This window comes from Flavobacterium sp. CG_9.1 (assembly GCF_015751645.1).
Taxonomy (GTDB): domain Bacteria; phylum Bacteroidota; class Bacteroidia; order Flavobacteriales; family Flavobacteriaceae; genus Flavobacterium; species Flavobacterium xanthum.
This window is the reverse complement of the sequence record NZ_JADOVC010000018.1, coordinates 52,804-65,984: the sequence shown is the minus strand read 5'-3', so window position 1 is coordinate 65,984 and position 13,181 is coordinate 52,804. Positions and strand designations below refer to the sequence as shown.

Below are 13,181 nucleotides of genomic sequence, written 5' to 3'. Positions count from 1 at the left end.
TTTAGATTACAATCCAAAAGCAGTTTTAACTTGGTCAACGAAATCTAGTTTTTCCCAAGTAAACAAATCAACGGTCACGGTTTTTGTTAATCCTCCTGGAGCAGTAAAAGTTTTAGTAACCGTTTCTGGAGTACGTCCCATGTGCCCGTAAGCAGCAGTTTCGCTGTAGATTGGGTTTCTTAACTTTAAGCGTTGCTCAATAAAGTAAGGACGCATATCAAAAATAGCTTCTACTTTTTTGGCGATTTCACCATTGGTCAAATTCACTTTTGAAGTTCCATACGTATCAATAAAAATACCCATTGGTTTAGCCACACCAATTGCATACGAAACTTGTACTAAGATCTCATCAGCAACACCCGCTGCAACTAAGTTTTTAGCGATATGACGTGTAGCATACGCCGCACTTCTATCTACTTTACTTGGATCTTTTCCTGAGAATGCACCACCACCGTGAGCACCTTTTCCACCGTAAGTATCCACAATGATTTTTCTTCCTGTCAATCCAGTATCTCCGTGTGGTCCACCAATTACGAATTTTCCAGTTGGATTAATATGGTATTGAATAGCATCATTAAACAAATGAGCGTGAGCTGGATTTTTTGCAATGATTCTTGGAATCAATATTTCAACAAGATCTTTTTTGATTTTTGCAAGCATTGTTGCTTCTTCATCAAAATCATCATGTTGTGTAGAGATTACAATAGCATCAATACGAGTTGGTTTGTTGTCATCGCTGTATTCTAAAGTTACTTGAGATTTAGCATCTGGACGTAAATACGTTATTTCGTTATTTTCACGTCTTAAAATCGCTAACTCTTGTAATAATTTATGAGACAAATCAAGTGCCAATGGCATGTAATTCTCGGTTTCATTCGTTGCGTAACCAAACATCATTCCTTGGTCACCAGCTCCTTGTTCTTCAGGATTTGCTCTGTCAACACCTTGATTAATGTCAGCAGATTGTTCGTGAATAGCAGAAAGGATTCCACAAGAATTGGCTTCAAACATGTATTCGCTTTTAGTGTAACCAATTTTTCGGATTACTTCACGAGCGATATGTTGTACATCTAAATAGGTATTTGATTTTACTTCACCAGCCAAAATTACTTGACCAGTTGTTACTAAAGTTTCACAAGCTACTTTTGAATCAGCATCAAATGCCAAAAAATTATCAATTAATGCGTCCGAAATTTGATCTGCAATTTTGTCTGGATGTCCTTCGCTTACAGATTCTGACGTAAATAAATAGGCCATAATTATTATTATTTTTAAATTAAGCGAGGAAAAATAATTGCTGAAAAGGACTAAAGGAGAGTTTCTGCTTTAGCATTTTTTCTACTGAAAAATTTTCAGTATTCACAATGAATTGATTTCATTATGAAGAGGTTGCAATCAGTTCAAATTTTTCCTCTTGTATTCGGGTGCAAAGGTATGAAACCATTTTGAATTGTAAATTAATCTTTTGTATTTTTTAATTTAAATAAAAGTTAATTTAACATATCCTACTTAGTCTATAGGGAAGTAGAAATAAATTGATTTTTATTTGGTGGTGTCAATTAAAGTTTGCAAATTTGTTTCATCAAAAAGAAAAAAATGAAATTTATCGCTGTCAATATGTGTTTTATGATGCCGGAGTTTTCCGCAGAGTGCGCTGTTGTATAGTTTTAAAACGTAAATTATATAGATAAGGCCTCTGCTATTAGCAGGGGTTTTTTTATGGAATAAATGGCCTCAGTGAATTTTTATTTCGAAAATTAATAACGGCAGTAGAAAGGAAGCGTAAAGAGTAACTATTAGTAACAAAAACAACCAATTAATCTTAAAAATTAAACCTTATGAGCACACAGAAATTTGCAACAAACGCATTACACGCGGGACACGACGTAACAAAAAACGCAGGAACCAGAGCTGTTCCTATTTATCAAACAAGCTCTTATGTTTTTAATAATTCGGATCATGCCGCTAATCTTTTTGGCCTTGCGGAGCCCGGATTTATTTACACAAGATTAAATAATCCTACAAATGATATACTGGAACAGCGCTTAGCCATCCTAGAAGGTGGAATTGGTGCAGTAGTTACAGCTTCTGGAACGGCAGCCATTGCTACTACATTACTAGTACTGTTAAAAGCTGGCGATCACATTGTAGCTTCAAATAGTTTGTATGGCGGCACCTATAATTTATTAAAAGTTACGTTGCCTCGGTTAGGTATTACCACCACATTTGTAGATCCATCTGATGCCGCTAATTTTAAAAATGCAGTTCAAGAAAATACCAGAGCAATTTTTGTGGAATCTTTGGGAAATCCAAAATTAGATGTTTTGGATTTAAAAGCGATTTCGGTTGAGGCCAAAGCAGCTCAAGTGCCATTAATTGTAGATAATACTGTTGCTTCGCCTTACTTATTAAATCCTATCCAATACGGCGCTGATATTGTTATTCATTCTTTGACAAAATACATTACTGGAAACGGAACTTCGCTTGGAGGAGTAGTTATTGATGCAGGAAATTTTGATTGGACCAATGGAAAGTTCCCAGAATTCACGGAGCCGTCTGCAGGTTATCACGGATTAGTGTATCACGAGGCGTTAGGAAATGCGGCTTTTATTGCTAAAGTTCGAATTGAAGGATTGCGTGATTACGGCGCTGCACTGAGTCCGTTTAATGCATTTCAGATCATTCAAGGATTAGAAACCTTACCAATAAGAATTCAGAGACACAGTGAAAATGCCTTGGCTCTCGCGCAGTGGTTGGAAACTCAGGAAGCGGTTGCATGGGTCAATTATCCAGGATTGAAATCCAATAAATATTATGCTTTAGCGCAACACTATTTGCCAAAAGGGCAAAGTGGCGTGGTTACTTTTGGTTTGCATGGTGGCTTTGAAGCAGCCAAAAAAGTCGCCGATGAAACAAAATTATTCTCACTTTTGGCTAATATTGGTGACACTAAATCATTAATTATTCATCCCGCCAGTACAACGCACCAACAATTATCTGAGGAAGAACAAGTTGCCACGGGAGTTTCTAAGGATTTAATTCGTCTTTCTGTTGGTTTAGAAGATATAGAAGATTTAAAAACAGATTTGAGAGTCGTTTTTGAAAGTATAAAGAAAGGGCAACTGGCATAAAGTTTCCTATTTGGCTACTAAAAACCGAGTGGATATAATACCAGTTTGAATCCAAATATTTTACTGCTTTTTATTTGGAAATTCCGAAAATAATTCGCATATTTGATTTTTAAAATAAAAAAAATGAAATTTAATATTTGCAATACGTTCAAAGTCGCACAGGATAATTCCTGCGGGTCGCTTATTGCATAATTTTTAAATCAAATTATATAGCAAAAGCTTCCCAGATAACGGGAAGCTTTTTTTTTGAAGACTAAAAGACTAATTTTTACAGAAAGAGAAGCATACATGATTAATTTAAAATTTCAGTACACGATTAAAGTAACAGCCAATAAGATGACAACGGTCCAAGCTATGATGTTTCTTTATGTCTGTTGATTCCAAAAGTATAAGTTCATAACACAACTTAAAACCCTTTTGGATATGGATCTAAAAGGGTTTTTTGTTTCTAAAATTAATTTTAAAAATAAGTAGCGATCACAAATGAGTTTAATAACCTAACACCTAAAATTATGAGTACAACTAAGTATTTTCCGAAAACTTTCGATTTATTAAAAAGGATTGACCTAACACCTAAAAAAGAGAAGGAGAACGTTTCTAAAAACGAACTGATTCATCCTAGGTTTGAAGTTTCAAAGAACGATCCTCTGGCGCAAAAGTCCGTGCCCAATTCATTGCTTTTTCTAATGTATTCACAAGAGAATGAAGCGCTTTTTATTTAAGAAATCCGAATTAATTTTCGGTTTTGAGATTTTCCAGAGAATGTCCAAAATTGTTATTTTGGCGAAGTAATAATACCAAATAGTTTAGAGTCACTTCGTCAAAATAACATTTCTATGTTTATTAGTTTCAGGTTTTTATTTAAACCAAACAAAAAAATCGATTGCGCATAAAAATTTGGTTGTTACAAAAAATAGTGGTTAATTTGCGTCATTAAGTTCACAAACGTATTGAAATGTTATAAAGAAAGGCAGAGGGATTAGACCTGATGAAGCCTTAGCAACCCTTCGATTTATCGAAGAAGGTGCTGCATTCTACCACGCCAAACGTGGAAAGATAACACTAAGAATTTGTCTAGATAACTCCTAGCTTTCTTTCTAATATTTCCAAACACAGGTCAAAAATCATAAAAGATTTGCAATTGGAAAATAAACCAACATCTATTACATTACAAAATTTTACCACCGAAAGTGGCGCTTTTTATGCTACCTTAAACTTAAGTTTTCAAGTTTTTGGACCAGCTTTGCTCAGCGCTCCAATCGTTTTGGTAAATCATGCTTTAACTGGAAATTCACAAGTTCTCGGAGAAAACGGTTGGTGGAATGATCTAATTGGAGAACACAAAACTATAGATACTACAAAATATACAATTCTCGCGTTTAATGTTCCCGGAAATGGATTTGATGGTTTTAGTATCGAAAATTATTCGGATTTTAATGCAAGAGATATTGCCAGAATTTTTATTGAAGGGATTCGGTTTCTTGAAATTAAAAAACTGTATGCGATTATTGGAGGTTCTGTTGGCGGAGGAATCGCTTGGGAAATGGTTGCATTGGAACCAAAAATCACACAACATTTAATTCCTATTGCAACCGATTGGAAATCGACGGATTGGCTTATCGCCAATTGCTTTTTGCAAGAACAAATTTTGAAAAATTCTTCGAAACCTATTGAAGATGCTCGAACTCATGCTATGTTGTGTTATCGAACTCCGGAATCTTTTGCTGCAAAATTTCAGCGAACTATTAATGAGGAATTAGCCATTTTTAATGTAGAAAGCTGGTTGTTACATCATGGCGAAAAATTACAGAAACGTTTTCAAATTTCGTCGTACAAAATGATGAATCAGTTGTTAAAGACGATTGATATTACCAGAAACAGCGCTTCATTCGAAGAAATAACATCTCGAATTGAAGCTGATATTCATATTATTGGAATCAATTCAGACTTGTTTTTTACGGCTAATGAAAATAAAGCAACTTACGAGGAATTAAAAAAATATAAAAATAAGGTTAGTTATCAGGAAATTGTTTCCATTCACGGACACGATGCTTTTTTGATAGAATACAAACAATTACACAATTTGCTTCAGGATATATTCTAAGCCAAAAACACTACACAATGAAAATATTAAAATTTGGAGGTAAATCGTTATCGAATGGCGACGGAATAAATAAAGTGGTCGCGATTATTACCGATAAAGTAAATCAAGGAGAAGAAATTGCGATTGTAGTTTCGGCAAGAGGAAATGCTACGGATGAATTGGAAGACATTTTAAGTGTTGCTGCAAAGAATGGTGATTATAAACCGTTATTTGAGGATTTTAAAAGATACCAACAAGACGATTATCTAGACGTTGATTTATCAGAGGAATTTACAGTTTTAGAAAAATTATTCGAAGGCGTAAGTCTGATTGGTGATTTTAGCAATAAAATAAAAGATCAGATTTTATCAAAAGGAGAATTGCTTTCGGCAAAATTACTGACGTCTATTTTGGTTGAAAATGGAATAAATGCCCGTTTTGCCGATACCAGAGAATTGATAAAAACCGATTCAAAATTTGGTGATGCACAACCTTTGGAACAAATTTCGAAGAAAAATGTCATTAATTATTTCAAACAAAATAACGGGACAACCGTAAATATTGTTACCGGGTTCATTGGTTCTAATACCAATAATGACACGACCACTTTAGGAAGAAACGGCAGTAATTACACCGCTTCCTTAATTGCTAATTATTTAGATGCAGAAGAATTACAGAACTACACGCACGTAGACGGAATTTATACCGCAAATCCGGATTTAGTACTTGATGCCAAGAAAATTGATCATTTGTCATTTAATGAAGCCAATGAAATAGCCAATTTCGGCGCCACTATTCTGCATGCCAAAACGATTATTCCTTTATTGGAAAAAAACATTCCACTTCGTATTTTGAACACCTTCAATCATGAAAATAAAGGAACATTAATCACTTCCAGTTCAAATAAAGAAGGAATTAAAACGCTTTCCGTGCTTGAAAATGTATCATTAGTAAATCTGGAAGGAAGAGGATTGCTAGGAAAAACCGGTGTTGATGCCCGTATTTTCAGAGTGATGGGCGACAATGATATTAGCGTAAGCATTATTTCTCAAGGTTCATCAGAAAGAGGAATTGGTTTAGTCGTAGCTGCTGACAAAGCGACGAAAGCCATGATTGAATTGGAGAAAGAATTCGAGAATGATTTTTATTCGAAAGATGTCAATAAAATCACGGTCACTGATGATGTTTCGGTAATTTCTATTATTGGCCAGGATTTGAGTACGTTTCACAAGCCCTACACGGCGTTGATAAAAAATAAAATTGTCCCAATACTTTTCAATAATACCGTTACGGGTAAAAACGTGAGTTTGGTTGTAAAAAAATCGCAACTGAACAAAGCTTTAAACGTGATTCACGGGGAGATTTTTGGTGTTGCAAAGAAAATCAATATTGCTGTTTTCGGGCATGGATTGGTAGGAGGAACGCTGATCAATCAAATATTAGAATCGGCAGCAGCTATTGAAAAACGGAAAGACATTAAGTTGAATGTTTTTGCTATTGCTAATTCTAGTAATGTGCTTTTAAACAAAAATGGTGTTACGCCAAACTGGAAAAACGAAATACAAAATAATGGTTTTTCCTATACAATAAATGACATAATCGGGTATGCCAATGAGCATCATTTAGAGAATTTGATTGCCATAGATAATACCGCAAGTTCTGAATTTGTTGAAAATTATGTTACTTTGATAGAAAGTAGTTTCGATTTAATTTCATCTAATAAAGTAGCCAATACCTTAAGTTATAATTTTTATAAAAAATTGCGAAAAGTCCTTGCTGACAATCAAAAAAGTTATCTTTATGAAACGAATGTTGGAGCAGGATTACCGTTGATTGATACCATTAAATTATTGCACCTGTCAGGTGAAAACATCACGAAAATCAAAGGCGTTTTCTCAGGAACTTTGAGTTATTTATTCAATAATTTTTCTGCAAAAGACGCTCCTTTTAGTGAAATATTAAAGGAAGCTATTGCTAACGGATACACAGAACCAGACCCAAGAGAAGATTTGTGTGGGAACGATGTAGGTCGAAAATTGTTGATTTTGGCTAGAGAATTAGACTTGCAAAATGAGTTTGAAGAAATTGCTATTCAAAATCTGATTCCAGAACATTTACGTGAAGGAGATGTTTCTGATTTCTTGAATAAATTGACAGAATTTGATCCCATTTATGCTAAAATAAAAGCGGATCAAAAACCGAATCACGTGTTGCGTTACATTGGGGAATTGTCAGGTGATTTGCAAAATGATAAAGGAAACCTAGAAGTAAAATTAGTTTCTGTACCATCAGATACAGCGCTAGGTGGTTTAAAAGGTTCTGATTCTTTCTTCGAAATTTACACTGAATCCTACGGCGATAGACCCATTGTGATTCAAGGAGCAGGCGCAGGATCAGCGGTAACAGCAAGAGGCGTTTTTGGAGATATTTTGAGATTATCGGATAAAGGGTAAAAATAGTGTTCAGTGATCAGTTTTGAGTGTTCAGTAAGAAAAAGCAATTGATATGAATGTCATTTTTATTATAATTGGAATGAATATTTCAATTCTGTTTTTGTTTGACAAAAGTAAATTAGATAATAAAGAATGCTTTCTTAAACTATTAATTTTAAATGTAATATTATTTTTAATTGCTTCGATAAGTGTGTTGATTGGTTTGGGAAAGAATACAGCCATTAACTCATTATTTGTGCCAATGATTGCACAGCTTGTTTATTATGTTTTAAGCAAATTATTTTATTTAAAACATAAAAGAAACAGTGTTGATACTTACTGGACAATGGATAGAGCACTATTTTTGGACGGTCGGTTCAATGGTATGTTCTGGCTTATTTCAATATTACTTTTTCTATTCGTGTCGTAATATAATATAAATTATTAAAAAAAGGGACTGCCTCCAGTCTTGGCTCCCTCTTCGCCGCGGCGAAAGGGTTGGGGAGGGGAATATATGAAAATAACATTAGACAGAGTAAACGACAATTTTCATTTCGAATTAAAAAACGAAAGAGGACATCTAGTTAACGTAGATAGCCGACCAGAATTTGGTGGAAACGATATGGGTGCAAGTCCAATGGAATTAGTATTGATGGGAGTTGCGGGGTGCAGCGCCATTGACATGATTTCGATTTTGAAGAAACAGCGTCAGGAAATCACTTCTTTCAAAGCTGAGGTTGAGGGCGAGCGTGTACAAGTTGGAGAAGCAAAACCTTTTAAAAATATCCATGTGGTTTTTTATTTAGAAGGTGACATCAAGGAAGACAAAGCCGCAAAAGCCGCACAACTTTCTTTTGAAAAATATTGCTCGGTTTCTAAAACATTAGAACCAACCGCAACAATACATTACAAGGTAGTTTTGAATAATAAACCATTGTAGTTTAAGCAAAGTGTTTGGATTTTATGTTCCAACAACTTTAAACCTTAAACTTTAAACTAAAAAAGAATGAACGAAGAAGAATTTGGGTTTGAAACCCAAGCCATCCGCACCCAATTAGAAAGAACACAATTTCAGGAGCATTCTGTTCCATTGTATTTATCATCCAGTTTTGTTTTTGAAGATGCCGAAGACATGCGTGCTTCATTTACGGAAGAAAAAGAAAGAAATATTTACAGCCGTTTTAGTAATCCTAATACAACTGAGTTTGTAGAGAAAATTTGTAAAATGGAAGGCGCCAAAGCGGGATATGCTTTTGCAACCGGAATGGCAGCCGTATATTCTACTTTTGCAGCGTTGTTAAATGCTGGCGATCACATCGTTTCTGCAAGCAGTGTTTTTGGTTCAACGCATGCGTTGTTTAAGACGTATTTTCCAAAGTGGAATATTCAAACTTCCTATTTTGATATTAATAAGCCAGAAACAATAGAGGGTTTGATAAAACCAAACACTAAAATTCTATATGCCGAGTCTCCCACGAATCCTGCAGTGGATATTATTGATTTGGAGTTATTAGGAGCGATTGCTGAAAAACACAATTTAATCCTTGTGATTGACAACTGTTTTGCAACGCCCTATATCCAGCAACCTATAAAGTGGGGAGCCCATCTAGTTATTCATTCTGCCACAAAACTAATTGATGGTCAAGGACGTGTTTTGGGTGGTGTAACCGTTGGACAGGAAGATTTAATTCGTCAAATCTATTTGTTTGCAAGAAATACAGGACCTGCTTTATCGCCTTTTAATGCTTGGGTTTTATCCAAAAGTTTAGAGACGCTCGCAGTTCGCGTTGAGAAGCATTGCGAAAATGCATTGCTAGTAGCCGAATTTTTAGAAAAAAATCTGAATGTGAATAGCGTAAAATATCCGTTCTTGAAATCGCATCCAAAATATGAAATCGCCAAAAAGCAAATGTTACTAGGCGGTAATATTATTGCTTTTGAAATCAAAGGCGGGCTAGAAGCAGGAAGAGCATTTTTGGATAAAATAAAACTCTGTTCCCTTTCGGCAAATATTGGAGATACCAGAACTATTGTTACGCATCCAGCATCCACAACTCATAGCAAATTATCAGTGGATGAACGGTTAGCGGTAAGTATTATTGATGGTTTGGTGCGAGTTTCAGTAGGATTAGAAACCGTGAAAGATGTTATTGCTGATTTGGAACAGGCGCTTTCGTAAGATTTTAGATTGATGATTAGTGATTTTAGATTTCGAGTCGGATAATAATCGTTAATCATCAGTCACTATTCTTCATTCAAAAAGTATATTTTTGTTGTTACAATATTAAATACGTTTTGATTTCAAATTAATTTTCAATCTGAAATTAAAAAATCGTTAATCTTCAATCTTATATTTTTTTAACATGCTTTCAAAGAAAACAAAATACGGAATAAAAGCGTTGACTTTTTTGGCTCGCCAAGAAGATCAAACCCCAGTAGCAATTGCTGATATTGCCAAAAGTGAAACTATTTCGTTGAAATTTTTAGAAAGCATATTGTTGTTACTGCGTCACTCCGGATTTTTGGGTGCTAAGAAAGGAAAAGGGGGTGGCTATTACTTGATAAAAGAACCAAAGGATATCAATATGGCTCATGTCTATCGAATTCTCGAAGGGCCAATTGCACTACTTCCATGCGCTAGCCACAATTTTTATGAGCCTTGTGCTGACTGCTCCGATGAAACCACTTGCGCGGTGCGTAAGCTAATGACTGAAGTGCGTGACAATACGCTCTTGATATTGGAAAACAATACGCTGGCTGATATTGCTTTTTAGATAAATATCACAAAATAAATTTTGTAGTTAAGTTTAAATCTTTACTTTTGCAATATAATCTACTATTCCGATGGGGTAATAGATTAAAATAATAAAAAACAGTTGAATTTGAGAAGCATGAGCAAAGAGAATAAAGAGAATACTGTTGCCGTAAAAATCGAAACATCCTTCAAAGAGCGTCTGTGGGTTGTGATTCCGGTAGTTTTATTAGTTGGATTAATTGCTACACTGGTTTATAATCATCATGCTGAATTTTCTTGGAATGGATTTGTTGCTGGATTCGATACAGATTTTTTAATCTTTTTTTGTATCGGTGTTTTTGCACAATTAGTGGATGGGACATTAGGAATGGGTTATGGAGCGACTTCCACTTCTTTTTTATTGGCGTACGGCGTTCCGCCTGTAGTAAGTAGCACTGGAGTACATGTTGCCGAAATGTTTACTACGGGAGTATCGGCTATTTCGCATCATAAATTTGGAAATATCAATAAAAAATTAGTAAGACACTTGCTGATACCAGGTGTTTTAGGGTCAATCACGGGAGCCTATTTATTGTCAGATGTGATTGATGGGGATGTGATTAAGCCGTTTATTGCTGTTTACATGATTGTATTGGCTTGTATCATTATTAGAAAAGCAATGCAAAAAAATATTATAAAAAAGAAAACCAAACGTTTGGGTATTTTGGCCTCTTTTGGGGGATTTATGGATGCTGTGGGCGGGGGAGGTTGGGGTCCAATTGTGACTTCAACCTTATTAGGACGAGGCAGAAATCCGAGGTACACCATAGGTTCTGTGAATGCCGCTGAATTTGCCGTTTCATTCGCTAGCGGAATCACTTTCATGATTTTTGGGGGAATTGAAGGATGGCAAGTGATAATAGGACTGATTTTAGGAGGCGTTATAGCGGCGCCAATAGCAGCTTTATTAGTCAACAAAATCAAAAGACAACCGATGATGATTTTGGTTGGAATTTTAATTATTGTTTTGAGTTTACGAACATTATCTAAATTATTATAATGAATATAGCAAGTTTAAAGACTTTGTTAAATAGAACTGCAACTTTTTCACTAGAAGAAACACTTGCTTTTTTAGCGAGTGAATGTGAGGATAAAGTAGTTTTTTCCACTTCTTTTGGGCAAGAAGATCAAGTGATTACGGCTATAATTGCGAAGCAAAATTTGCCAATCACCATCTTTACATTAGATACAGGAAGGTTGTTTCAAGAAACATATGATGTTTTTCACAAAACAATGACCAAGTATAAAATAGATATTAAAACCTATTTTCCAGAAGCAACTGCAGTAGAAGAATTATTAAATGAAAAAGGTCCAAACAGTTTTTATGAATCCGTGGAGAATAGAAAAGAATGTTGCTTCATTCGAAAAGTAGCTCCATTGACTAAAGCCTTGAAAGGAAATTCAGTTTGGATCACAGGTTTAAGAGCCGAACAATCCGAAAACAGAAATGATTTAGATCTTTTTGAATACGACAGTAAGTTTGACATAATCAAATTCAACCCTTTGTTAAAATGGACTTTGAAAGAAGTTGAAGATTATTTAGAAGCGAATAATGTACCGCAAAACACCTTACACAAAAAAGGATTTTTTAGTATAGGTTGCGCGCCTTGTACCAGAGCAATAGCTGATGACGAAGATATTAGAGCAGGAAGATGGTGGTGGGAATCCAGTCATAAAGAATGCGGATTGCATCAGAAGTAATTATAAATTATAAATGGTTGTTGAAATCTTTTAATTTTTCAATCCTTTAAATCTTTAAATAAAAAAAATGAGTTCAATAGTAAAAACAAACGCTTTAGAAAGCGAAGCGATATATATATTTAGAGAAGTGATATCTCAATTTGACAAACCAGTATTGCTTTTTTCTGGTGGTAAAGATTCAATTACATTGGTGCGTTTAGCACAAAAAGCATTTTTTCCTGCTAAAATTCCTTTTCCATTGTTGCACGTAGATACGGGACATAATTTTCCTGAAACTGTTGAATTCCGAGACCGATTGGTAAAAGAATTGGGATTAGAGTTAATTGTTCGTAACGTACAAGACGCTATTGACGAAGGGAAAGTGGTAGAAGAATCAGGAAAATATTCTAGCAGAAATAGTTTGCAAACCACAACACTTTTAGATGCTATCGAAGAATTTAAGTTTGATGCGTGTATAGGTGGTGCGCGTCGTGATGAGGAGAAAGCAAGAGCTAAAGAACGTATTTTTTCTGTTCGTGATGATTTTGGTCAATGGGATGAAAAAAACCAACGTCCGGAATTGTTTGATATTTTGAACGGTAAAATTGAAAATGGTCAAAACGTTCGTGTTTTCCCAATTTCGAACTGGACTGAGCTTGATGTTTGGAGTTATATTGAGCAAGAGCAAATCGAAATTCCATCGATTTACTTTTCACACAAACGTAAAGTATTCTTGAGAGACGGTATGATTTGGTCGCATTCTCCATTTGTTTACCAAGAGGAAGACGAAGAAATCGAAGAGCGAATCGTTCGTTTTAGAACCGTTGGAGATATGAGTTGTACTGCAGCAGTCGATTCGTATGCAGCAACGATTCAAGAAGTAGTTGGAGAGATTCGTTCTTCGACTATTTCAGAAAGAGGAGCTAGAATTGATGACAAGCGTTCTGAAGCTGCGATGGAGAAAAGAAAACAACAAGGATACTTTTAGAGAACAGCAATTGAAAGATTTAAGGATTTAAAAATTAAAAGATTTAAGTAACGAAGTTAAACAACTTTAAACC

Annotated in this window: 11 protein-coding genes and 1 riboswitch; of the genes, 10 read left to right on the top strand and 1 reads right to left on the bottom strand. The window is 35.0% G+C overall.

Going from position 1 to position 13,181, the window contains the following annotated elements; all coding sequences use genetic code 11:
• Positions 1 to 6: 6 nt before the first annotated feature.
• Positions 7 to 1,257 carry a methionine adenosyltransferase gene (metK, locus tag IWX83_RS10925; protein ID WP_073355055.1) on the bottom strand — a complete coding sequence of 417 codons (1,251 nt, stop codon included), beginning with the start codon at positions 1,255 to 1,257 and terminating at the stop codon, positions 7 to 9.
• A gap of 581 nt (positions 1,258 to 1,838) precedes the next feature.
• Between metK and IWX83_RS10920 the strand changes: the two genes are divergently transcribed.
• The 10 genes from IWX83_RS10920 to cysD all read left to right on the top strand — a co-directional run bounded on the left by IWX83_RS10920 (position 1,839) and on the right by cysD (position 13,108).
• Positions 1,839 to 3,131, top strand: a complete 1,293-nt coding sequence (locus IWX83_RS10920) for an O-acetylhomoserine aminocarboxypropyltransferase/cysteine synthase family protein (protein ID WP_196829663.1) — start codon at positions 1,839 to 1,841, stop codon at positions 3,129 to 3,131.
• Between the two features lie 512 nt (positions 3,132 to 3,643).
• Complete coding sequence (locus tag IWX83_RS10915) at positions 3,644 to 3,853, top strand: hypothetical protein (protein ID WP_073355058.1); 210 nt, start codon at positions 3,644 to 3,646, stop codon at positions 3,851 to 3,853.
• A 233-nt stretch (positions 3,854 to 4,086) separates the two neighbouring features.
• Positions 4,087 to 4,194: riboswitch (SAM riboswitch) on the top strand.
• 78 nt (positions 4,195 to 4,272) lie between these two features.
• Positions 4,273 to 5,235 (top strand): alpha/beta fold hydrolase, encoded by a 963-nt coding sequence (locus IWX83_RS10910; RefSeq protein ID WP_231379947.1) that lies wholly within the window; start codon positions 4,273 to 4,275, stop codon positions 5,233 to 5,235.
• 17 nt (positions 5,236 to 5,252) lie between these two features.
• A complete protein-coding gene (gene thrA, locus IWX83_RS10905; protein ID WP_196829659.1) occupies positions 5,253 to 7,667 on the top strand; it encodes a bifunctional aspartate kinase/homoserine dehydrogenase I in 2,415 nt (804 codons plus the stop codon).
• Between the two features lie 493 nt (positions 7,668 to 8,160).
• Positions 8,161 to 8,586 carry an OsmC family protein gene (locus IWX83_RS10900; RefSeq protein WP_196829657.1) on the top strand — a complete coding sequence of 142 codons (426 nt, stop codon included), beginning with the start codon at positions 8,161 to 8,163 and terminating at the stop codon, positions 8,584 to 8,586.
• Between the two features lie 66 nt (positions 8,587 to 8,652).
• Positions 8,653 to 9,825, top strand: coding sequence for a PLP-dependent aspartate aminotransferase family protein (locus tag IWX83_RS10895; RefSeq protein ID WP_196829655.1), 1,173 nt, complete (start codon positions 8,653 to 8,655; stop codon positions 9,823 to 9,825).
• Positions 9,826 to 10,009: 184 nt separating this feature from the next.
• Positions 10,010 to 10,420: an Rrf2 family transcriptional regulator gene (locus tag IWX83_RS10890; RefSeq protein ID WP_073355066.1), complete on the top strand. Its 411-nt coding sequence runs from the start codon at positions 10,010 to 10,012 to the stop codon at positions 10,418 to 10,420.
• Positions 10,421 to 10,537: 117 nt separating this feature from the next.
• Positions 10,538 to 11,440: a sulfite exporter TauE/SafE family protein gene (locus IWX83_RS10885; protein WP_196829653.1), complete on the top strand. Its 903-nt coding sequence runs from the start codon at positions 10,538 to 10,540 to the stop codon at positions 11,438 to 11,440.
• A complete protein-coding gene (locus IWX83_RS10880; protein WP_196829651.1) occupies positions 11,440 to 12,141 on the top strand; it encodes a phosphoadenylyl-sulfate reductase in 702 nt (233 codons plus the stop codon). Before IWX83_RS10885 ends, IWX83_RS10880 begins: the two co-directional genes overlap by 1 nt.
• Before the next feature lie 67 nt (positions 12,142 to 12,208).
• Positions 12,209 to 13,108: a sulfate adenylyltransferase subunit CysD gene (gene cysD / locus IWX83_RS10875; RefSeq protein WP_196829649.1), complete on the top strand. Its 900-nt coding sequence runs from the start codon at positions 12,209 to 12,211 to the stop codon at positions 13,106 to 13,108.
• Positions 13,109 to 13,181 lie beyond the last annotated feature (73 nt).

Bases quoted from the DNA above. Each gene is read 5' to 3' on its own strand.
- metK (WP_073355055.1), bottom strand. From the start codon at position 1,257: ATGGCCTATTTATTTACGTCAGAATCTGTAAGCGAAGGACATCCAGAC.
- IWX83_RS10920 (WP_196829663.1), top strand. From the start codon at position 1,839: ATGAGCACACAGAAATTTGCAACAAACGCATTACACGCGGGACACGAC.
- IWX83_RS10915 (WP_073355058.1), top strand. From the start codon at position 3,644: ATGAGTACAACTAAGTATTTTCCGAAAACTTTCGATTTATTAAAAAGG.
- thrA (WP_196829659.1), top strand. From the start codon at position 5,253: ATGAAAATATTAAAATTTGGAGGTAAATCGTTATCGAATGGCGACGGA.
- IWX83_RS10900 (WP_196829657.1), top strand. From the start codon at position 8,161: ATGAAAATAACATTAGACAGAGTAAACGACAATTTTCATTTCGAATTA.
- IWX83_RS10895 (WP_196829655.1), top strand. From the start codon at position 8,653: ATGAACGAAGAAGAATTTGGGTTTGAAACCCAAGCCATCCGCACCCAA.
- IWX83_RS10890 (WP_073355066.1), top strand. From the start codon at position 10,010: ATGCTTTCAAAGAAAACAAAATACGGAATAAAAGCGTTGACTTTTTTG.
- IWX83_RS10885 (WP_196829653.1), top strand. From the start codon at position 10,538: ATGAGCAAAGAGAATAAAGAGAATACTGTTGCCGTAAAAATCGAAACA.
- IWX83_RS10880 (WP_196829651.1), top strand. From the start codon at position 11,440: ATGAATATAGCAAGTTTAAAGACTTTGTTAAATAGAACTGCAACTTTT.
- cysD (WP_196829649.1), top strand. From the start codon at position 12,209: ATGAGTTCAATAGTAAAAACAAACGCTTTAGAAAGCGAAGCGATATAT.